At 40.8% G+C, this 21,895-nt stretch carries 18 protein-coding genes and 1 tRNA gene; 12 read left to right on the forward strand and 7 right to left on the reverse strand.

Annotation, left to right across the window (positions count from 1 at the left end):
• Window positions 1–37 precede the first annotated feature (37 nt).
• Both H5183_RS07725 and H5183_RS07730 read right to left on the reverse strand, forming a co-directional pair.
• Window positions 38–2,116 (reverse strand): TonB-dependent siderophore receptor, encoded by a 2,079-nt coding sequence (locus H5183_RS07725; RefSeq protein ID WP_182731372.1) that lies wholly within the window; start codon window positions 2,114–2,116, stop codon window positions 38–40.
• 113 nt (window positions 2,117–2,229) lie between these two features.
• Complete coding sequence (locus tag H5183_RS07730; protein ID WP_145240416.1) at window positions 2,230–2,727, reverse strand: TlpA disulfide reductase family protein; 498 nt, start codon at window positions 2,725–2,727, stop codon at window positions 2,230–2,232.
• Window positions 2,728–3,014: 287 nt separating this feature from the next.
• On the opposite strand from H5183_RS07730, the gene H5183_RS07735 reads away from it, so the two are divergent.
• Complete coding sequence (locus tag H5183_RS07735) at window positions 3,015–3,461, forward strand: Hsp20 family protein (protein ID WP_145240418.1); 447 nt, start codon at window positions 3,015–3,017, stop codon at window positions 3,459–3,461.
• 140 nt (window positions 3,462–3,601) lie between these two features.
• Here the strand turns inward: H5183_RS07735 and H5183_RS07740 are convergent, their stop codons facing one another.
• The 4 genes from H5183_RS07740 to H5183_RS07755 all read right to left on the reverse strand — a co-directional run bounded on the left by H5183_RS07740 (window position 3,602) and on the right by H5183_RS07755 (window position 8,013).
• Window positions 3,602–4,144: a hypothetical protein gene (locus H5183_RS07740; RefSeq protein ID WP_145240420.1), complete on the reverse strand. Its 543-nt coding sequence runs from the start codon at window positions 4,142–4,144 to the stop codon at window positions 3,602–3,604.
• Window positions 4,141–5,274 (reverse strand): peptidylprolyl isomerase, encoded by a 1,134-nt coding sequence (locus tag H5183_RS07745; protein ID WP_259397129.1) that lies wholly within the window; start codon window positions 5,272–5,274, stop codon window positions 4,141–4,143. Before H5183_RS07745 ends, H5183_RS07740 begins: the two co-directional genes overlap by 4 nt.
• A gap of 56 nt (window positions 5,275–5,330) precedes the next feature.
• A complete protein-coding gene (locus H5183_RS07750) occupies window positions 5,331–6,344 on the reverse strand; it encodes a phospholipase (protein WP_145240424.1) in 1,014 nt (337 codons plus the stop codon).
• Between the two features lie 115 nt (window positions 6,345–6,459).
• Window positions 6,460–8,013 (reverse strand): cryptochrome/photolyase family protein, encoded by a 1,554-nt coding sequence (locus H5183_RS07755; RefSeq protein WP_182731374.1) that lies wholly within the window; start codon window positions 8,011–8,013, stop codon window positions 6,460–6,462.
• 131 nt (window positions 8,014–8,144) lie between these two features.
• On the opposite strand from H5183_RS07755, the gene H5183_RS07760 reads away from it, so the two are divergent.
• Entirely contained in the window at window positions 8,145–8,957 is an 813-nt protein-coding gene (locus H5183_RS07760; protein ID WP_182731375.1) for a hypothetical protein, read from the forward strand.
• Window positions 8,958–8,974: 17 nt separating this feature from the next.
• On the opposite strand, the gene H5183_RS07765 is transcribed toward H5183_RS07760, so the two are convergent.
• Window positions 8,975–9,439 (reverse strand): globin, encoded by a 465-nt coding sequence (locus tag H5183_RS07765; protein WP_182731376.1) that lies wholly within the window; start codon window positions 9,437–9,439, stop codon window positions 8,975–8,977.
• A 602-nt stretch (window positions 9,440–10,041) separates the two neighbouring features.
• Here H5183_RS07765 and H5183_RS07770 point away from each other — a divergent pair.
• The 10 genes from H5183_RS07770 to H5183_RS07815 all read left to right on the forward strand — a co-directional run bounded on the left by H5183_RS07770 (window position 10,042) and on the right by H5183_RS07815 (window position 21,688).
• Window positions 10,042–10,118 (forward strand) — tRNA-Met (locus tag H5183_RS07770).
• A 319-nt stretch (window positions 10,119–10,437) separates the two neighbouring features.
• Window positions 10,438–10,893 carry a ribosome maturation factor RimP gene (rimP, locus tag H5183_RS07775; protein ID WP_145240432.1) on the forward strand — a complete coding sequence of 152 codons (456 nt, stop codon included), beginning with the start codon at window positions 10,438–10,440 and terminating at the stop codon, window positions 10,891–10,893.
• 38 nt (window positions 10,894–10,931) lie between these two features.
• On the forward strand, window positions 10,932–12,431 hold the full coding sequence (gene nusA, locus H5183_RS07780; protein ID WP_145240434.1) for a transcription termination factor NusA: 1,500 nt from the start codon (window positions 10,932–10,934) through the stop codon (window positions 12,429–12,431).
• Between the two features lie 25 nt (window positions 12,432–12,456).
• Complete coding sequence (gene infB / locus H5183_RS07785; RefSeq protein ID WP_182731377.1) at window positions 12,457–15,114, forward strand: translation initiation factor IF-2; 2,658 nt, start codon at window positions 12,457–12,459, stop codon at window positions 15,112–15,114.
• A 111-nt stretch (window positions 15,115–15,225) separates the two neighbouring features.
• On the forward strand, window positions 15,226–15,684 hold the full coding sequence (gene rbfA / locus H5183_RS07790; RefSeq protein ID WP_145240438.1) for a 30S ribosome-binding factor RbfA: 459 nt from the start codon (window positions 15,226–15,228) through the stop codon (window positions 15,682–15,684).
• Window positions 15,668–16,618 (forward strand): tRNA pseudouridine(55) synthase TruB, encoded by a 951-nt coding sequence (gene truB / locus H5183_RS07795; RefSeq protein WP_182731378.1) that lies wholly within the window; start codon window positions 15,668–15,670, stop codon window positions 16,616–16,618. The genes rbfA and truB overlap by 17 nt, the downstream gene beginning before the upstream one ends.
• 108 nt (window positions 16,619–16,726) lie before the next feature.
• Window positions 16,727–16,996, forward strand: a complete 270-nt coding sequence (rpsO, locus tag H5183_RS07800; RefSeq protein ID WP_016707659.1) for a 30S ribosomal protein S15 — start codon at window positions 16,727–16,729, stop codon at window positions 16,994–16,996.
• Between the two features lie 353 nt (window positions 16,997–17,349).
• Window positions 17,350–19,476, forward strand: a complete 2,127-nt coding sequence (gene pnp / locus H5183_RS07805) for a polyribonucleotide nucleotidyltransferase (protein ID WP_145240442.1) — start codon at window positions 17,350–17,352, stop codon at window positions 19,474–19,476.
• Window positions 19,477–19,614: 138 nt separating this feature from the next.
• A complete protein-coding gene (nlpI, locus tag H5183_RS07810; RefSeq protein WP_182731379.1) occupies window positions 19,615–20,493 on the forward strand; it encodes a lipoprotein NlpI in 879 nt (292 codons plus the stop codon).
• Window positions 20,477–21,688 (forward strand): hypothetical protein, encoded by a 1,212-nt coding sequence (locus H5183_RS07815; RefSeq protein WP_182731380.1) that lies wholly within the window; start codon window positions 20,477–20,479, stop codon window positions 21,686–21,688. Before nlpI ends, H5183_RS07815 begins: the two co-directional genes overlap by 17 nt.
• Window positions 21,689–21,895: the final 207 nt, after the last annotated feature.

A 21,895-nucleotide genomic window follows, 5' to 3' on the forward strand; every position in this document is an offset into this window, starting at 1 on the left:
CTTTAATCAGTATTAAAGGTGTATGTGGGGTGGCTAATTAAAACTTAACACTGAAGCCAATTGAAGGGCGCATTTCAAAATCATCCTCGTTTTCTTTGATAATTAAATCATTAGTCGAGGTTACTTTCTGATAATCTAAATCAATGCTACTGGTGTTTGCTTGGCCGTAGGCGTTCATTAATTCTAAAATTAACACACCGTCTAAGCCCCAAAAGTCGGTTTGACGTTCAAAACGAAGATCAAGCCGATGATAAACATCGAAACGCTCAGAAAATGGATCACCATATTGTGGTAAAAAACGTCCTTCGAATTCGGAATTTTCTGTGACGCCAACAATCGGGGTGTAAGCTTGACCGCTGCGGGCAGTAAAGTTAAAGCCGCCTTGCCATTTTTCACTGATTTGGTAATTAAACACCATGTTGACAACTAAAGGGGTATCAGCGTAATAATCCCGAGTGATATTTTGGCGTTGGTCAGTACGTTCACTTTTGGCATAACTAACTGCAAGCCAGCCATACCATTTATCAGTTTTATTTTTGTTTATTAATAGATCAACACCGTAAGCTCGCCCAGTTACATCATTACTGTAACGAATTGCTGCATCGGAATAATTGTTTAATGCCAACGGTAAATCGTCCATGGTTTTGTAATACCCTTCAATAGACCATGTCCATTCATCGGCAAGTTCTTGTGCAAAACCTAAACTGCTGTGTTTTGAGGTTTGCGAACGTAAATTCGGGTTGCCGTGTTCAGGCAATAGAGTGTCAATATCTTGCATGCGATTATAATGCCCGTATTTAGCATTGATGCTATTGTGATCATTAATAAAATAGCTAAGCGCAAGGCGCGGCATCACAAAATCTTCATCAGTGTAATCATTGCTTTGATATTGCACGCCGACTTCGCTTTGCCATTGTTCGTTAATAACCCAAACATGGCTAACACCAACAAAGTACTTATCAAGGGCTAGCTTGTCTTTGCCCGTTATTCGCTCACCTTTGTTTAGATCGCAATCAGGATCGAGCTCGGTACAAAGATATTGAAAACTATCGTAACTGTAAGTACTGTCGTTATCAAAATAGGCGGCATCAAAAACCAGTTGCTGGGCTTTAGTAACACGCCAATTTAATCGTCCTTTATAAGTGATTTGTTTTTGTTGTTCTTCATCAAAATAGCCATCACTTAGCGTGGCACGTTTAGCGTATTCCAATCGGCCAGAATGTTCGAGCGAACCAACGCCTAAGCGTAAATGAAAGTCTTTATTAAAGTGATCCCATAAAATACTTTGGCTGGTAAATTCACGAATAAAATCAGCATCGCCTTGATACTCAGGATTTTTTAGTGAAAGTTCAGCGCGTTGATTAAAGCCTGCTGCAACCGAGTCTTTTGCGCCTGTAAATGACACTGTTATGGCGTTTTGATTGTTTATATCCCAGATCCATTTGCCTTGGTAATCATGATCATCTGGGGGGTCATTGATGGTGATACCACTGAGTTCACCATCGTCGTTTTCAAGCTCTTCACCTTTAGAGAAGAACAGTGGTAATGTACTTTTACGTGCTGATAAATAAAACGCGGTGTTCTGCGTGAGTTGCCCTTCAACAAAGACACCGGCATTAAACATTGTAAGATCAAGCGTGGTAGTAATCGGTTGATATTTAGGGTTACGCAGTGTTACGTCAAATACGGCACCGGTGGCGTTGCTGTAACTGGTGCCATAGCCGGCTGAGTAAAGTTGAAAATCTTGAATAATGTACTTGTTGAAAATAGAACTGCCGAAATCATGAAAAATATAGCCTGCAGGCATAAAATCCACTTCAAACAAATTATCATCGGGCGATGAGCCACGTACCGCCGGTTCACTCATTGAGCCGCCAGCGGCGACAACGCCTGGCAATGCAAATACTGCCCGCAGTGGATCGCCCATAGCACCGGGCATAGTGATCAGTTTTTCAGTATTTTCGGTTATTTCACTGGTAATGCTACTGCGTTTATAAACGGTTTCAAGACGCTCTATTATTTCTTCATTAGCATCAACGTTGGCGTGCGTTAAAAATGGCAAACACAACGCCAGTGGCGTTAAACGGTAAAGTGATAGCAAGCAGGTGGCTAACATGATTCTTCCATGGTTATGAGTAAGTGTGACTGCGACCTATAGTAATGAGAAAATATATAAAAATACGTAGTAAACTGTACGAAAATGTAGGGAGGTGTTACAAGCTGTTACATTTAGTTTTGAGCTCTGATAGTAATACCTAATTGGCTTGAATAGCCCATTGAGCGTGCGGTTATTCGCAGTTGTTGATCAATTACATAGTAAGTAGGAAAGGCGCTGATTTTATAATTACTCTGGGTATTTTTATCGCCTAGTAAAATGGGCATTGTGAGTTTAAGTTCACTAACAAACTGCGCAACTGCTTGTTCATTTTTATAATCAAGTGCAATGCCAATGGCGTTGATATTAGAATCAACCAATGCCGCTTCTAGGTTTGGCATACTGTAACGACAGATTGTGCACCATGGCGCAAAAAAATAAACCACGGTGGTGTTACCTTTGAGCATCGCAATATCAATACGTTGTTCGCTGTCATTGAGCACAGGTAAATTAAAATATGGAGCAGGGCTGCTATCTGAGCTGAGTAAATTGCGTTGCTGATATGTAGTCACTACAAAAAACACCACAACTAACATAATTATATTGAGCAGCAAACTCGTTACTTTTTTCATATCGACCTCTAAAGCTAATTCCCCTTATTACTATTTAAAGACTTGAAAAGCAAACTTTGAGTCCTCACTTTATTGAGTAGGCAAAAAGAGATTTTGAAAAAAAATAAAACTTTTTTCAAAAATAATCTTGAAAACAATTTCGCCGTCCATATATAGTTTAGTGAGGACGCCTGATGGGTCCTAACTAAACAGAAGTAATTGAAATTTATATTATTAATTAAACTTTGCTTGCGCTTGTTCAACCGAAAAGCACATGCAAAATATCGCTTAAATATGAGGATATTATTATGCGTACAGTAGATTTATCACCACTTTATCGTTCATTCATTGGCTTCGATCATTTAGCATCTTTAATGGATGCGGCCGCTCGCACTGACAAGCAGCCAAGTTTTCCTCCGTATAACATCGAAGCACTCGATAAAGACAAATATCGCATTACTATGGCTGTTGCCGGTTTTAGTGATAATGAGCTGACGATAGAGTCAGAAAATAACACCTTAAAAGTTGCTGGCATTAAAGCCAATAAAGATGACAGCGCAGAGCGAAAATTTATTCATCAAGGCATTGCTGAGCGAAACTTTGAACGCAAATTCCAGCTAGGTGACCACGTTAAAGTACTCGGCGCTGATTTAGCCAATGGGCTACTTAGTATCGACTTGCAACGCGAGATCCCTGAAGCACTTAAACCACGTAAAATTGAAATTGGCAGTGGTAACTTGCTAGAAGGTAAATAACCATCCCTTTGACAGTGTTTTTCCCCTAATTTACTTGTTATTTTTAGTAGCCGCCTCAGTTGAGGCGGCTTTTTTAGCTTTGCTCAAACATCGGTTCCGCTTAGCGCACCATTAATCGCAGATGATTAATGATGCTGTGTTCAGTTAGTATCTTTACTTTTTAATTTGGCTTGCATGTCTTTTAAGGCAGCAATTTTATCAATAGCAACTTGCAGCTGCCGTTGAGGGAGGCCTTTTTGACGGCCTTTTTCGAGCAAGCTTTCAAGGTTAGTTATTTTTTGTTGAGCAGCTATTACAAAGCGTTGCTCAAGCTGAGTTTGCTGCTGTTTATGAAAATCGAGGTAAGCTTGATGATCGGTTAAGTCGCCTTGAAACTGACTCGCACTGATTGGATTTTTTGCGATGACAGGCAAGTAACTCGGTGTAGTAATGGGCGGCAGTTGTTGACTGGCATCAGTATTTTTTAATGAGGTGTGACTATCAATCGCCGCTTCAGCAGTCATATCTGGATTAATAGCTGTCGGTGCCGACGCATTATTTATTTGTGGCGCGGGCGTTACTGGCGTTAAATCATCAGCAGCGCGGATGGGAGCTATTTCGCGTTTTCGCTCTGTTGTTAAATTTATTACTAAAAAACCTAAACAAGCGACGCCTGTAATTATGTAGATAGCTTTTTTATTCATAGTTTTACTGCATTTTGTTGTTGCCAAGCCAGCCAATTTTGCTGATAGCGTTGCTGTGCTTTTTGTATTGCGATGGCTTTTTTAGCTTGATAGCGAACCGTTTCGTCAGTAGCGCTAAAGTAGTTATACTGATGGTTATTACTAATTATGACGACCCATAGACCTTCAGGTGAGCGCATCACCGCAGATAATTCTTCTGCTTTTAGCGTATAAGCCAGTTGCACAGCCCAATTACTTTTATTTTTGCGAGTTAGTTTATTGTGATACTTAGCATAAATGTCGGTTTGCTGTGATATATATAATGCATCTGTAAAAGAGCTTGCTTGTACTGTATTTCTAAAGCGAACCGCTTGCTCTCGCTCAGTAAACGCAGCGCCGTAAGCTGTCACTTCACTAAGGTATTTAAAGCGCGCTTTATTTGCCTGATAATAATTTTTTATTTCTTTATCGGATATTTGTTGTTCAAGACTGTCGAGTATTGGGCTTTGAACGTGCATCATGTCTTTAATACCTAGCCAACTTTGAATCGAAGGCCTTAAAATATCGCCTTTTGCTAGTTCTTCTAGGTGCGCGATACTGATCCCTTGCTTTAAAAGTAATGGCGTTGCTTTTAAAAGCAACGCCTCAAATTGTTGCTTTTTTATCACTTCAGTTTTGAATAAGTCACTTTCACCTTGGTGCAGTCGAAAGCGTACTTGCATAGATAAAGGGGCTATAAACTCATAAAGATTGACGGCGGTTGTAAAGAGCCCTCTGAGCTCAGTGCGCTGCATTTTATTGATTTGTTCAGCGTTGTATTGGCCATCAGCAGGGTAGCTAGGCAATACTTTGAGCAGCCACTGGGCATTATATTGTGTGAGATTACCTCCTTTAACATAGGATGTTGATAAATTTAGTCGCGTGTCAAATATGTTCATCAAATAGCGCTCAACATGGTACTGCGTGCTAAAGCCTACCGCAGATTGACGTTCAAGCAGCTCAGGCATATGTTGTTCTGCTTGATATAATAAAAATTGATTTTCAAACATATGTTTACGAACGTCTTTGCGACTAATATTGGCATTGTGTTGTTGATAAACTTGCTGCATTAAACGCACTTCAGCAGCGTTATATTGGTTAAATGATGCCATTGTTAGGCTGCTATAAAGCAGTCCTAACAATAACAAAATACAACTGCTCAGCGCTTTCATTGGCGTACGACCATGGCATGATTAAGTAGGTGCACAACCATGGCAATCGCATGTGGGATCACTTGTTTTGCCGTATTTAAGCGGTCGTAATGGTCTTGTGAATTAAGCACAATACCGCCTTGAGCATAAGAAAAAGCGCCACCTTGTGTCAGTAAAGGGCGTACGTCTTGACTGTTTATATCCAGTGCTGAAAATGTTTGCATGGCTTGTGTAATAAGGGCAGAGTCATTGAGTTGTTCCTGATCATAGTAGTCTTTTACCCAGCTTTCCCAGCTTGAATGATTGAGATCAGATGTGGTCCAAGTATGGTGTGGTTGTAGTAAGTCAGTTGTATGGAAAACAAAACCTAACACTTGTGGGTTGCCACTTTGCAAATAGCTTTGATACCAGTATTGACCTAAATTATCAATTGGCTGAAAAGGCATTTCTTCAAAGTCATCGTACATGTTGTAATTTGATTGGCTGTCAATTCGGTAATTAGCTTCAGTAATACCATAGCTGTTGTACTTTGATGAATCGGCATTAAACCAGCCTGTTTCACCGCCTTGACCGTCATCAAGGTAGTCACCTTTTAACCAGCTTGAAGCCAAGTTATCAACGGTGCCCCATACCGTCAGTTTTTGGTAATTGTAGCCACCAAAGTCGTTACCGTGTTGATCAGCCCCTTGGGTATGGTTTTGGAAATGCCAATAGCTGGTATATTTAACAATACTCTCTGCTGCTCCCCATATTGGTGCTTGAACACATGACCCCGTTACAGCACCACAAAAGAAGGTGTCTTCAAAGTCATCCACATCATAGGCTGCTTGGCCTAGTACTTCGGCTAACTGGGTTACCGTCATATTATTTTGTTGAGCGTATTGGCTTAATGCCGAAAACTGTGTGCTGCTTGGGTGCTGCTGCATGTAGTTCACTGCATCTATGACGATACGTTTATGTGTTTCTTGGCTAAATGCCTGTGCTTGGCTTGTACTGATCAGTAATAATGCCGTTAAAAACTGTTTTTTCATCGTGTTCTCATAGTGTTGTGGAGTAATTTCTAATATTAGAAAGTAGGGTGATTACACTATAATTACAAATTAATTAAACATTTAATTAACAATATTACCTAATATGATACTTCTGTTAGAGTTTTTCTATATTATTTAGGCACCATTGCGCTCGCTCTAAAATAGCGTGCTGTTGTGATGTATCTTGTTTTTGCCAATTTTTATAGACCATGCCAATACGTGGGTTACGAGCTAAGCGGGCTTCATGGGTGTGCATAAATTGCCAATATAAACTATTAAAAGGGCAAGCCGTGTCGTCACTTTTTTGTTTTACGTTATAGTGGCAGCTGGTGCAGTAATCACTCATTTTGTTTATGTAGTTACCGCTTGCGGCATACGGTTTTGTGGCGATTAGGCCGCCATCTGCAAATTGACTCATACCACGGGTGTTAGGCATTTCTACCCATTCAATGGCATCGATGTAAATGCCCAAATACCAGCTATCAACTTCATTTGGATCAATACCGGTTAATAAGCAAAAGTTTCCGGTGATCATTAAGCGTTGAATATGATGCGCGTAGGCGGTCTCTAAGCTCTGCGTGATTGCCTGTTTCATACAGTTCATTTTTGTTTTGCCACTCCAAAAATAATCAGGTAACAGACGAGCAGCCTCAAGTTCATTTTTACTCGCGTAATCAGGCATATTTTGCCAATAAATACCTCTTACATATTCTCGCCAACCTAAAATTTGCCTAATAAACCCCTCAACTTGGGCAAGCGTGATCTGTTCTTGGCGTGCCGCAAACTCAGCCAGTACTTGCTTAATAACTTGCATTGGGTGCAGCATTTTTGTGTTAAGTGCAAACGCGATACGACTATGATACAAGCTCCATTTGTATGAGCTCTGACAGGTCATCGCGTCTTGAAACTGTCCGAAACAGGGGAGTAGATGAGTGCAAAAGTAATCGAGTAATTGTTTTGCTTGAGCACGACTGGTTGGCCATAATAAAGTTGCTGAACAATGGCCAAGGGTATTTACCTGGTGTTTTTTTATGCGCTGTAAAATAGCTTCAATATTATTGGTAAATATTTTTGGTTCAGGGATAGCAGCTAAATCAGTTTTTTTTAATTTGTTACGATTGTCTTGGTCAAAGTTCCATTGCCCGCCTAGTGGAGCATTATCTTGCATCAATATGTCAAAGCGCTTGCGCATCATGCGATAAAAAAATTCCATTTTCACATGCTTATCTTTTTTAAAATGGTCGCTGATATCAGCAAAAGGTAATAAAAAATGTTCGCTGTCTGTGGCACTAACATTAAAGTCACTGCTGTTTGCAAACTCTTGCAGTTGAGTTTTTAATCTATACTCATCAGGATACTGATATTGAATTTGTTGACACTGATATTGCTTAGCCAAGCGTGTTAGCAATGAGGTAATGCAGGCATCATCGTGGGTATCATCGAGTGTTAAGTGAAGCACATTTAATTGTGCTTGTTTGAGCGCAGTAGCAAAGTTCTCCATTGCTGCAAAAAACGCCGCTACCTTTTGTATATGATGTTTTACATAATCTGTTTCTTGTTTTAATTCAGCAATGACATAAAGGTATTGTGTTTGATTCTCTTCTTTATACCAACTGTGATTGGCATTAAGTTGGTCGCCAAAAATAAATCGCAGCGTTTTATAAATCATGAATTTTGCCTAAATGTTATTTATACGAACTAAGTTGACGGTTAGATCGCATTTATTATTACTGATAGTCGTGGTATATAAATATAAGGAACCTGTGTAAGTTAACTATATAAACAAAGGAATGTCGGCTTATGAATCAATATCAGTATACTGTTCGCAAATTTAAAATTTTTTTACCTTGTCTCATTGCACTTTGTCATGTTAGTTCTTTGCATGCCACAGTTTATCAGTGTGAAAAAAAAGGCGTCGTGGAATTTAGTCAATTTCCATGTGGTGATGATGCGAAACTAATCTCTATAAAAGAGCAAAACCCGAGCTTATCTAGTCAATTTGTTGCTAATGAGAATATTGATACCTCGGGCGTCGATAGTTATATTCGGACTCGGCAAATTGATGCTGATATTCAACAGCATCAAGATAAAATTGATAGCTTAAGCGAGAAAATGAATCAGCAAATTGCCGCCTTAGGTGAGCAATCAGATGCGCAGTTAAATAATTTATCTGGTGCAAAAAAAGAAACTGCAATAGCAAATCAAATGACCAGTATTTCAGAGCGCTATAACGTTTTAATTGCACGTGAACAGCGGGATATTGATCGACTATTAAAAGAAAAACACGCTTTGCCTGAGTCGAAAAACACTTCTGAAATTGACCAACAATCAACCCAGAGCAAAGGCATTGATTCGTTCATTCGGGCACAAGAAATCAAACGAGATGTTGAACAGCGACAATCAAAAATAGATACTTACCAAACTCAAATGGATCGCCAAATAGCAGCCCTCGAAGCTCAGGCTAAAGAGCAACTAAATAACTTAACTGATGCGACTTTTGATAACTCCTTATCTAGAAAAATGAGTGCGTTAACATCAAGATATGCAACTTTAATCGATGTTGAACAGCACCAAATAGATCGTCTTCTACAAGAGTTAGCTAGTATAGAATAATGCATGTAGGTTATTTGCTATGAATTCACTTGCTGCTGCACGGACTTGTTAATTGCAACAATATTACTGGTATTAAATAAATAGCTTTTCACTATGCTGTTAAACATCCTGAGTGCATAACGCCACGCTTGCTCTATGTTTGGCGTAAATTCTCGGCCCAAATGAATTTTTAGCGCAGCTATAAAAGCATCACATAATAAATCAACATCCTGACAAGTGAGGCCAGATTTACTTAGGTTGTTGGCATGATAATGAATAAAAGGTAATACAGACAATAAGCGATCTAAGTGGGTAATAGTGCGTTCCAATGAGCAATACAACAAATAACTTTTTTCACTTATTTCATCACTGCTAGGCCATTGCATAGTCAGTGCATGACGTTTTAATTGCACATGAAAGGTAACAGTAAAACAGTGAAAGTTAGGTTTTATTATTGCGATACTTTGTAATAACATTTTTTGATGATGAGCAGAAATACTCATAATAAGCCCTCTCTAAATAGCCTTAAATATGCAGGTTGCCATTAAAAACTTAGTATAGACGCTGTGTAGGAAAGAGTGAGTAAATCGATGGAAATCGCGTAATAGCGCGCATTATTAATGCCAATAAGGCTAGGGCGTGTTGACCTTTGTGGATTGAAATTTGTTCAATCTAGGGGCGATTTAATCGCGGCGCGAGGTTTGTAACCTAGTGGGCTAAGTAAAAATCGAGCAACAAAGAGTTAATCGCCCCTAGGAAGAACCCTTTGGGCAGCGCATGTTTGGAATTTATACTGCGTTATCGTCTATTTATGGGGAACAACCACACTACATAGACTCTGCCTTGCCTAAATACCAAACATACTGCTGCAAAATTAATCACAAAAGGTCAACACGCCCTAGGGCTTTTATGTTGGTTTTTTAACAGGGTACTTTTGGTACGGTTATAGCGAATTGTTCTGACGTATAATTTTGTACTTTATAGTCTAGTCATTCTTTACCAGTTTTTGGTTGCTAATTACGCCAAGCCTCTTTATAATAGCCGCCATTGTCTAGCTCACTTAATTAGCTGCTAGGCAGGTATCAGGTATTTTGATACCAGTTGGCGCGGGATGGAGCAGCCTGGTAGCTCGTCGGGCTCATAACCCGAAGGTCGTCGGTTCAAATCCGGCTCCCGCAACCAAGTTTTTAGATAAATTATTAGTTTAATTAATATTTCTAAATTCTTGAAGCCAAACTTTTGAGTAGCGATTTTAGTTACTGATTTGAAGTCGCGCATTCTATGTAATGCGCGTTTTGCGTTTAAGCCTTTGGGTTTAATTTAGATGGTGTTAGCTATCCGCAACCAAGCTTGGCCCATGGCCACACAGTTTTATGCTTTAGGTGTGACGCCCCGCTTGGTTCGGGGCGTTGTTGTATCTGCACCACTTGATTTTAAATCAAGGTATAAGCTAAGTATTTTAGGGCTATAAGCCCTTTTTTTGTTTGTATGGAGAATTTTCGTGACAAAACTTGAGCAAGATTTATTAACCATGCTTTCACCGTCAGTTGAAATGTTAGGCTTTGAATTACATGGTCTAGAGTTTGTGCAAGCGGGTCGCCATTCTACGCTTAGGGTCTATATCGATCACGAAGCGGGGATCTCGGTTGATAACTGTGCTGATGCAAGTCGTCAAATAAGCGCAATTTTAGATGTCGAAGACCCGATTACAAATGAATATGATTTGGAAGTATCGTCTCCTGGTGTTGATCGTCTATTATTCAAACAAGATCACTACGAGAAGGCACAAGGAGAGGAAGTACGCGTGCGTACTAAGCTTCCACAAGATGGTCGTCGTAATTTTAAAGGCGATCTAATAGCAGTTAGCAGTGATATGATCACACTTTCATATGACGGTACTGAGCAGTTAATTATGCTCAGTAACATTGAACGTGCGAACATCATCGCAAAGTTTTAATCCGAGTGCGAAGGAATAGGGCAAGCGAGGCATAACCCATGGCAAAAGAGATATTATTGGTTGCTGAAGCCGTTTCCAATGAGAAAGCGGTTCCAAAAGAAAAGATTTTCGAAGCGTTAGAGTTCGCATTAGCGACTGCGACTAAGAAAAAACATACTGGTGAAATTGAAGTACGCGTTGCAATTGACCGTAAAACAGGCGATTACGACACTTATCGTCGTTGGCAAATTGCTGCAGTACTTGAAGATGGTTCACTGGAAAACCCTTACAGCGAAATCACGTTGGAAGCGGCTCAGGTTGATGACCCAGATCTTAAGATTGGTGATTTCATCGAAGAGCAAATCGAGTCAATTAAATTTGACCGTATTACTACACAAATGGCGAAACAAGTAATCGTACAAAAAGTACGTGAAGCTGAGCGCGCACTTGTTGTAGAAGCTTATAAAGATCAACAAGGCGAGTTAGTAACAGGTGTTGTGAAAAAAGCAACGCGTGACGCAATCGTATTAGATTTAGGTAACAATGCTGAAGCGGTTATTTACCGTGATGACATGTTACCACGTGAAAATTTCCGTCCTGGCGATCGTATCCGTGGTTTACTTTATGAAGTAAAACCTGATGCTCGTGGTGCACAGTTATTTGTAACACGCTCTAAGCCAGAAATGCTGATGGAATTATTCCGCATTGAGGTGCCAGAAATTGGCGAAGAGATGATTGAACTACGTGCAGCGGCACGTGATCCAGGTTCACGTGCTAAAATCGCCGTTAAATCTAATGATAAACGTATCGATCCGATTGGTGCGTGTGTTGGTATGCGTGGCGCACGTGTACAAGCAGTATCGACTGAACTTGGTGGTGAGCGTGTTGATATCGTACTTTACGATGACAACCCAGCCCAGTTCGTTATTAATGCAATGTCACCTGCTGAAGTTGCTTCAATTGTAATGGATGAAGACACCCATTCAATGGATATCGCTGTTGAAGCTGATAACCTAGCACAAGCAATTGGTCGTAATGGTCAAAACGTACGTCTTGCTAGCCAGTTAACTGGTTGGGAACTAAACGTAATGACAGTTGAAGAAATGCGCGCTAAGAACGAAGCGGAATCTGATAAGTTAATCAACTTATTCACTGAAAACTTAGACATCGATGAAGACTTTGCAACATTACTTATCAACGAAGGTTTCTCAACCCTTGAAGAAGTTGCCTATGTACCTGCGTCTGAGTTTTTAGAAATTGATGGCTTAGATGAAGATACTGTTGATTTGTTACGCTCACGTGCAAAAGATGCATTAACGACTAAAGCACTTAAAACAGAAGAAAGCCTTGATGGTGCAGAGCCTGCTGAAGACTTATTAGCACTAGAAGGGTTAGAGCGTCACCTTGCGTTTGTTATGGCAAGCAAAGGGGTTGTTACGCTAGAAGACTTAGCAGAGCAAGGTATTGATGAATTAGTCGATATTACAGAGCTTTCTCCAGAGAAAGCGGGTGAGCTAATTATGGCTGCGCGCAACATTTGTTGGTTCGCAGACGAGTAAGTTATTAACGGAGGTATTAGAGACTATGGCAGAAGTAAATGTTGAAAAACTAGCCGGGGATATTGGTACAACTGTTGATAAATTGCTTCAACAATTATCGCAAGCCGGTATCACTAAGCAAGCGGGTGATAATGTAACTGAAGCTGAAAAAGCAAAGTTACTTGATCATTTAAGCAAGCAGCACGGCGGCACAGGCTCAGATGGCCCAGCACGTATGACATTGCAACGTAAGAGCAAAAGCACATTAAGTGTGACGGGTTCTACAGGTCAAGCAAAGTCAGTTCAAGTTGAAGTACGTAAAACACGTACTTACGTGAAGAAAAGCGCGGTTGAGCAAGAGCAAGAGCAAGCGCGTATAGCAGCAGAAGAAGCCGCTCGTCGTGAACTTGAGCAACAAGCTGCAAAAGAAGCAGCTGAGCTTAAAGCAAAACAAGACGCAGAGCGCAAAGCCAAAGAAGAGGCTGACCGTAAAGTGAAAGAAGAAGCTAAACGTAAAGCAGATGCTGAACGTGTAGCAAAACAGAAGCAGATGACCCCAGAACAAACCGCGAAGTCTGAAAAAGATCGCGTTGAAGCTGAGCGTCTGCAAAGAGAAGCAGAAGAGGCCGCATTGAAGAAAGCTGAAGAAGAAGCGAAACGTCAAGCAGAAGAGGCAAGAAAGCTAGCAGAAGAAAATTCAGCTCGCTGGAAGAAAGAAGAAGAAGAACGTAAGAAGCGCGAAGAAACCGCTGATCACCACCTTACGACTTCTACTTACGCACGTGAAGCAGAAGATGTTGCTGATGCGCGTGATGAGCAAGGCACACGCCGTGCTAAGAAAAAGAAAAAAGCCCCAGCGAAGGAGAAATTTGTTCCTTCAAGAGGCAAGAAAAGCAAGCTAAAAGCACCAGCTTCATTACAACATGGCTTCCAAAAGCCAACGGTTGACGTGAAAAACGAAGTGCGTATTAGCGAAACAATTACAGTTGCTGAGCTTGCATCACGCATGGCCGTTAAGGGCGCTGAAGTTGTAAAAACAATGATGAAAATGGGTGACATGGTTACCATTAACCAAGTGATCGACCAAGAAGCTGCACAGTTAGTTGCAGAAGAAATGGGCCACAAAGTTATCATTGTTAAAGAAAACGAATTAGAGCAAACAGTACTAAATGACCGTCATGAAGATGGTAAATCTGAGCCACGTGCACCAGTAGTAACTGTAATGGGTCACGTTGACCATGGTAAAACGTCAACGCTTGATTATATTCGTTCAGCAAAAGTGGCCTCTGGCGAAGCCGGTGGTATCACACAGCATATCGGTGCTTATCATGTTGACGTAAATGGTAACATGATCACTTTCTTGGATACTCCTGGTCACGCGGCGTTTACGTCAATGCGTGCTCGTGGTGCTAAAGCAACAGATATCGTAATCCTAGTGGTTGCAGCAGATGATGGTGTAATGCCACAAACTAAAGAAGCGGTTCAGCATGCGCGTGCAGCTGGCGTTCCTTTAATTATCGCTGTTAACAAAATGGATAAAGAAGGCGTAGACCCAGATCGCGTTAAGAATGAGCTTGCTCAACTAGACGTTATTCCTGAAGAGTGGGGCGGTGATACACAGTATGTGCATATTTCTGCTAAAACTGGTTTAGGTATTGATGACCTTCTTGAAGCGGTATTAAACCAATCTGAGTTGTTAGAACTTACTGCTCCAACTGTGGGTATGGCTGCTGGTGTTGTTATTGAATCTCGTCTTGATAAAGGCCGTGGTCCAGTTGCTTCTATCCTTGTACAATCTGGTACGCTTAACCAAGGTGACATTGTATTATGTGGTCTTGAGTATGGTCGTGTTCGTGCAATGCGCGATGAAAACGGTAAAGACATCAAGTCTGCAGGTCCTTCAATCCCAGTTGAGATTTTAGGTCTATCTGGTATTCCAGCAGCGGGCGACGAAGCAACTGTAGTTAAAGACGAGCGTAAAGCCCGTGAAGTTGCACTTTACCGTCAAGGTAAATTCCGTGATGTTAAACTAGCACGTCAGCAAAAAGCGAAGCTTGAAAACATGTTTACTAACATGACTGAAGGCAATGTATCTGAAGTTAATGTGGTACTTAAAGCAGACGTTCAAGGTTCAATCGAAGCAATCTCTGATTCATTGACTAAACTGTCAACAGATGAAGTTAAAGTGAAGATTGTAGGCTCAGGCGTAGGTGGTATCACTGAAACTGACGCAACCCTTGCTGCAGCATCTAATGCAATCGTGGTTGGCTTTAACGTTCGTGCTGATGCATCGGCACGTAAAGTAATTGAGTCTGAGAACTTAGACTTACGTTACTACAGCGTTATCTATAGCTTGATTGACGAAGTGAAGCAAGCTATGTCTGGTATGTTAGCACCAGAGTTCAAGCAAGAGATCATTGGTCTAGCTGAAGTTCGTGACGTGTTCAAGTCACCTAAAATTGGCGCTATCGCTGGTTGTATGGTTACTGAAGGTGTTATTAAACGTAGCGCACCAATTCGTGTACTTCGTGATAACGTGGTTATCTACGAGGGTGAGCTTGAGTCACTTCGTCGCTTTAAAGACGATGTTGCTGATGTTCGTAACGGCATGGAATGTGGTATCGGCGTTAAGAACTATAACGACGTTCGCGTTGGTGACCAAATCGAAGTATTCGAAACAGTTGAAGTACAACGTACACTTTAATTGTTCGTAAGCTAAGATAATAAATGGGGGCTCAGCCCCCATTTGTGTATCCATTATTTAAATAACTTATTTATATTTCTCAATGAGTTATAATTTTTAGAGTAGAGTCTAATGAGAGAGTTTTCTCGTACTGATCGTGTTGCTCAGCAAATTCAAAAAGAAATTGCTGTTATTTTGCAACGTGAAATTAAAGATCCACGGTTAGGTATGGTTACAGTATCTGCTGTAGAAGTATCACGTGATTTATCTTATGCAAAAATCTTTATTACTGTGTTTAACACCCAAGATGAAGATGCTGCAAAGCAAAGTGCTAAAGTATTAAATGAAGCGACCGGTTATATTCGCTCACTACTTGGCAAACGCATTCGTGCCCGTATTATGCCAGAGCTTAAGTTTGTGGTTGATAATTCACTGATGGAAGGCATGCGTATTTCAAACCTTGTTGATTCTATTATTCGTGAAGATAAAGCAAAGCATGTAGATGACGAAGTTGATAGCGTAGATGATGCAGAGCATATCGACGAAACAGACAGCGAAGAAGGCACTAATACAGATGGCAAAGCGCAGTAAAGGCCGTCCAGTTGACGGTATTTTGTTGTTAAACAAACCAATAGGCATTTCATCAAATAAAGCGCTACAGCAAGCTAAAAGTGTGTATTTTGCACAAAAAGCGGGGCACACCGGTGCCCTTGATCCGCTTGCAACGGGTATGCTGCCTATCTGTTTTGGTGAAGCGACTAAATTTACTCAGTTTTTACTCGATACTGACAAAACCTATGTAGTTCGCGCTAAATTAGGTGAACGTACGACAACATCAGATTCTGATGGTGAAATTGTCAGTACGAAAGATGTCAATGTGACGGCTGAGCAACTTAGCGAAGAAATTGCTAAGTTTTTAGGTGAATCAGATCAATACCCGTCAATGTATTCAGCGTTAAAATATGAAGGCCGACCTTTATATAAATATGCGCGTGAAGGCATTGAAGTACCTCGCAAGTGCAGAAAAATCAACGTATTTAGTTTAACACTAGATGAGTTCGATGAAGCTAATAACGAAGTGCAAATGACCGCCCATGTTTCAAAAGGTACTTATATTCGCACTATCGTCGATGACTTAGGCGAAAACCTGGGTTGTGGCGCGCATGTGATCATGTTGCATCGCAGTGCGGTAGGGCATTACCCTGCTGACAAAATGGTGTCACTTGAGCAGTTAGAAGCGTTATTAGTAAAAGCGAAACAAGAAGAGCTTACGCCTTCTACTTATCTTGATGAACTATTACTGCCAATGGACACCGCATTAGTTGGTCTACCTGTGGTTGAGCTCAGTAAAGAGCAAGGTAGTTCTTTTAGCCATGGTCAGGCGGTTGTACTTGATATTAAACTGCCAGAAGGGGCAATTAAAGTGCTCGCTGATGGTGTGTTTATTGGCACTGGTGAACGTAATCCTGATGGCCATTTAAAGTCAAAACGTGGCTTATCAAATCAGCAAGAAACAACAGCGTAAAGTTTAGCTTGTAGTTATTGCCGTAGCTGGTAGAATACGTCCGCTAATCGTTTTGGCTGAATTAGTGATCGGCTAAGACACCTTTTAAATTTTATTTTTGGAGTTACTATGTCACTAAGCAATCAAGAAAAGATCGATATCATCGCAAAATTCGCACGTGCAGAAGGCGACACTGGTTCACCTGAAGTACAAGTTGCACTTCTTACTTTTGATATCAACAAGCTTCAAGGTCACTTTGCTGATCACAAGCATGACTTCCACTCACGTCGTGGTCTGCTTCGTAAAGTAAGCACTCGCCGTAAACTGCTTGATTACCTTAAAGGTAAAGACATTGCACGTTATACTGCGTTAATCCAAGAACTTGGCCTACGTCGCTAAGAACTAGATTACATAGAAAGGAGCTTTATAGCTCCTTTTTTTGTGCCTGAAATTTCTCACTCTCTCTGTCCACAACAATTAATTCTCTTGAAATATCAAATAAAAGCCACATAGTTAGTGACAGCAAAGCACACTTTTTAGCGCGCCTATTATCACCACTTTTATCTAGGGACTAAGCTCGCAATTTTGCATTACTTTGTTATATACTATGCGCGTAGATAAAAAGGTTTATCTACGCTTATTCACATCATTGCCAATTGTAGTACTTAATTGATTTCCAACTGAATACAATTATGTACTGTAATTGGTACTTTGATGGCAACTTATTAGAACACATTTAAGGAACATTTTAAGTGCAAGCAATTATTAAAGAATTTCAACTAGGTCAACATACAGTTACCCTAGAAACCGGTGCAATTGCTCGTCAAGCAGACGGCGCAGTACTAGCAAGTATTGGCGACACATCAGTATTAGTTACTGTTGTTGGTAAGCGTGAAGCACAACCTGGCCAAGATTTTTTCCCACTAACAGTTAACTACCAAGAGCGTATGTACGCTGCAGGTCGTATCCCTGGTGGTTTCTTAAAGCGTGAAGGTCGTCCTAACGACGGTGAAACACTTATTGCACGTCTTATTGACCGTCCAATTCGTCCACTTTTCCCAAATGGTTTTGTAAACGAAGTACAAGTTATTGCTACTGTTGTTTCTGTTAACCCTGAAATTCAACCTGATATGGTTGCGATGATCGGTACTTCAGCAGCACTTGCTATCTCTGGTATCCCATTCAGTGGTCCAATTGGTGCAGCGCGCGTTGGTTACATCAACGGCGAATACGTACTTAACCCAACGCTAAAAGAGCTTGAAGAAAGCCAACTTGATTTAGTTGTTGCTGGTACTGATAACGCAGTACTTATGGTTGAATCAGAAGCTGACGTACTTGCAGAAGACGTTATGCTAGGTGCGGTTGTATATGGTCATGAGCAATCTCAAGCTATCATCAACGCAATCAACGAATTCAAAGCAGAAGCTGGCAAGCCTACATGGGATTGGGCAGCACCTGAAAAGAACGTTGCTTTAGAAGATAAAGTAGCAGCAATCGCAGCTGATAAAGTAGGCGAAGCTTACCGCATCACTGATAAAGTGGCTCGTAAAGAAGCACTTGGCGTAGCTAAAGACGAAGTTGTTGCTGTATTAACAGCTGAGCTTGCTGAAGGCGAGTCACTAGACAAGCAAGAAGTTGGCAAAGTATTTGGTTCTCTTGAGAAGAAAATCGTACGTGGGCGCATCACTGCTGGCGAAAAACGTATCGATGGTCGTGAACCAGATATGATCCGTGCACTTGACGTAATGACTGGCGTATTGCCACGTACTCACGGTTCTGCAATCTTTACGCGTGGTGAAACACAAGCACTGGTAACAGCTACACTTGGTACAGAACGTGATTCACAGTTAATCGATGATTTAACTGGCACGCACAAAAACCACTTTATGCTTAACTATAACTTCCCTCCGTTCTGCGTAGGTGAAACAGGTTTTGTAGGTTCTCCTAAGCGTCGTGAAATCGGCCACGGTAACCTAGCTAAGCGCGGTATCCAAGCTGTAATGCCTACATTGACTGAGTTCCCTTACTCAATCCGTGTTGTATCTGAGATCACTGAATCAAATGGTTCATCTTCAATGGCATCAGTATGTGGTACTTCACTTGCACTTATGAATGCGGGTGTGCCAATTAAAGCGTCTGTTGCGGGTATCGCGATGGGTCTAGTTAAAGAAGACGAAAAATTCGTAGTTCTTTCTGACATCTTAGGTGATGAAGATCACTTAGGTGACATGGACTTTAAAGTAGCTGGTACTGCTGCAGGTATCACTGCACTACAGATGGATATCAAGATTGAAGGTATCACTCAAGAAATCATGCAAATTGCGCTTAAACAAGCAAAAGCTGCACGTTTACACATCTTAGGTGTGATGGACGAAGCGATTTCTGCACCATCTGAAGAGCTTTCAATGTTTGCTCCACGTATCTACACTATGAAGATACCACAGAAGAAAATCGCAGAAGTTATCGGTAAAGGCGGCGCAACTATTCGTCAACTTACTGAAGAAACAGGTACTACGATTGAAATCGGTGATGACGGTACAATCAAAATTGCAGCAACAGACGGTGAAAGCGCAGCAAATGCAATTAGCCGCATTGAGCAATTAACAGCTGAACTAGAAGTAGGTACTATCTACGAAGGTAAAGTTGTACGTATCGTTGATTTCGGTGCGTTTGTAAACATTCTTCCTGGTAAAGATGGCCTAGTGCATATCTCTCAGATCAGTACTGAGCGCGTAAATAACGTGACAGATCACCTATCTGAAGGTCAAGAAGTTAAAGTTAAAGTACTAGAAGTAGACCGTCAAGGTCGTGTACGTTTAAGTATCAAAGAAGCAATGGAATCAGCAGCTGCCGCAGCTGATGCACCAACTGACGCTTAATTGTTGATATTTAATCCAGATATTCTCTGGATAATATAAAAAGGGGCTGTATAGCCTCTTTTTTTATGCTTTAATGAAACCTCTTTGGATAGCACTTGTCCTATCAGTTTGCTACTTATCTTGGTATAAAGGATTTTAATGATACTTAAACACATAGCCTTGGCATCGTTTGCTATTCTGTCTTTAAGCGCCTGTCAATCTACTTCGCAAGCACAACCGACTGCGATTGTGAATGTGCCTTTCACTGCGCCTTTAGCGTCTGATTTTCGTAGTGAAATAGCGATAGCTCGTTATTCTGAATTATTAAATCGTGCTGATCTAGCGCCAGATCAACAAGCAAAATTATTTTATGACCGTGGCGTATTATTTGATAGTTTAGGTATGTCTACCTTGGCGCGGATTGATTTTAATCGTGCTGTGCAATTGAAGCCCGATTTAGCCGAAGTGTATAACTTTTTAGGTATTCACCATACCTTGATGCAACAATTTGAAAAAGCCTATGAATTTTTTGATTCAGCGTTAGAACTCAATGAGCAACACGAATATGCCTACTTAAATCGTGGTATTGCTCTTTACTATGGCGATAGAGCAAATCTTGCAGCGGCTGATCTTAAAGAGTTTTTATCACGTTCGCCAAGTGATCCTTACCGGGTATTATGGCTTTATCTAGCGCAAGCAAGCGCTGATCCTGTGCAAGCTATAGCAAACTTAAAAGCCAACGCACAAGGGCTGGATGATAGTCAATGGGCGTATAGTTTAATATCACTTTATTTGGGCGATATGAGCGAGCAGAGCTTTTTAACAAGTCTTGCCGATGGTGTTAAAACTGAACAAGAATATGCGCAGCGGCTATGCGAAGCTTACTTTTATTTAGCTAAAATATATCAAGCTAAAGGGCTTGATTATCAAGCCGCAGATTTCTTTCGTTTAGCACTTGCCACCAATGTGCATGAGTTTGTGGAATATAAATATGCCCGTTTAGAGCTTGAGCTAATGGCTGGTGAAAACGACAGTTAAATTATTTATTAGCGTTGTTGTTATGCTGAGTTTGGGATATTTACCAAGCTCAGTTAATCAGCATCGCGATATTGCCTTTTGGCATGTAAAACATACCCCAGATTCTATTCTTATTAGTTATTATCGTTTTATTGACGATTTTAATGCTCAGCTTAATTCATTGACTGATGCTACCTTATACTTATTAGCTATAAATGCTGTTACAGATGCACAATTTGCTTGGGCACTGCGGTTACTAACAAATGATCAAGCACAATCGGCTTTACCTTTTTGGCGTGTTAGCGTGGCTCGGCAAAGTGTTGATAAGCGCCGCAGACTCAGTGCATTGTTACTGCAATCAGAACGTTGGGATGATTTAACATCACTGGCAGAGCAACACCTGTTGCCTGCAAGTCATGCGGCAGAACAATTAAAATTACACCATGGCGCCACACCGGCGAGTATTGACCAAAGCTTTGCCAGTCATGAGGGATTTTTATTATCCTTTTCACAGCTGCAAGCGCAACCGCAGTGTCAGTTTAATGTGTTGATGATGACAGATCATCGCCAAGGTTTAGCAAAACTTAATGCATTTAAAATTCGTTATCAACAACACCCCCAACCGAGCTCAGGCAGTTTTTGTTTTAGTAAGCCGATTTATTTAGGGGACTCCATAAACTGCCAACAACAGCCGCAACATGCCGCTAAATGTGATTGGCAGCCTTTAGCTCACAATAAAGCTTGGCCAACGGGCTTTGATTTTATAGTGATGATGACCGCAACTGGCTCAGGCAATGTGCAAGGTGGCATAATGCACTTAAACTCGGCGAGTTATTACGGTTTATTTTTACATGAGCTGATGCACTTTAACGGCTTTGAAGATGAGTATCCATTACCCGCAGCGAAGCAGGCGTGGTTATGTAATCAAAAAGGCTTGGTGGCGCCGAACCTTTTTATTGCCAATGATCTTACACCACCGGCTGGCTGGCAGCTAAGTGATAGCTGTCAAACACCAATTAAAGCATATAAACCAAGTCATAACTGGTCAATAATGCAATATCAACAAATCCCTTTGTCAGTGCATTATCAACAATTATGGTTGCAACAAATTACTGATCCGAGCTATCAACCACTACGATTTAGCGACTATTTTCAGCAATTTAAAGCACCTATGAACTTTATAAACAAAATGACAAAAAAAAATATTGAGGGATAAAGTTGTAAATAATATGCTGTCAGCACTAAAATAGTACAAAATAACAGCAGGTAGAAGGGCTTACTATAGACAAAATCGTCGCTGATCAGTATAACTATATACCTATAAAGCGTTTATTGAAGCTAAAATTAAAACCATCCGAAATGACCAGTACTAAACTAAAACTAACTAGCAGTGTATTGATACTCTTATGACTTCAAAAGGTTT

The organism is Pseudoalteromonas sp. SR44-8 (genome assembly GCF_014163635.1).
Classification (GTDB): domain Bacteria; phylum Pseudomonadota; class Gammaproteobacteria; order Enterobacterales; family Alteromonadaceae; genus Pseudoalteromonas; species Pseudoalteromonas rhizosphaerae.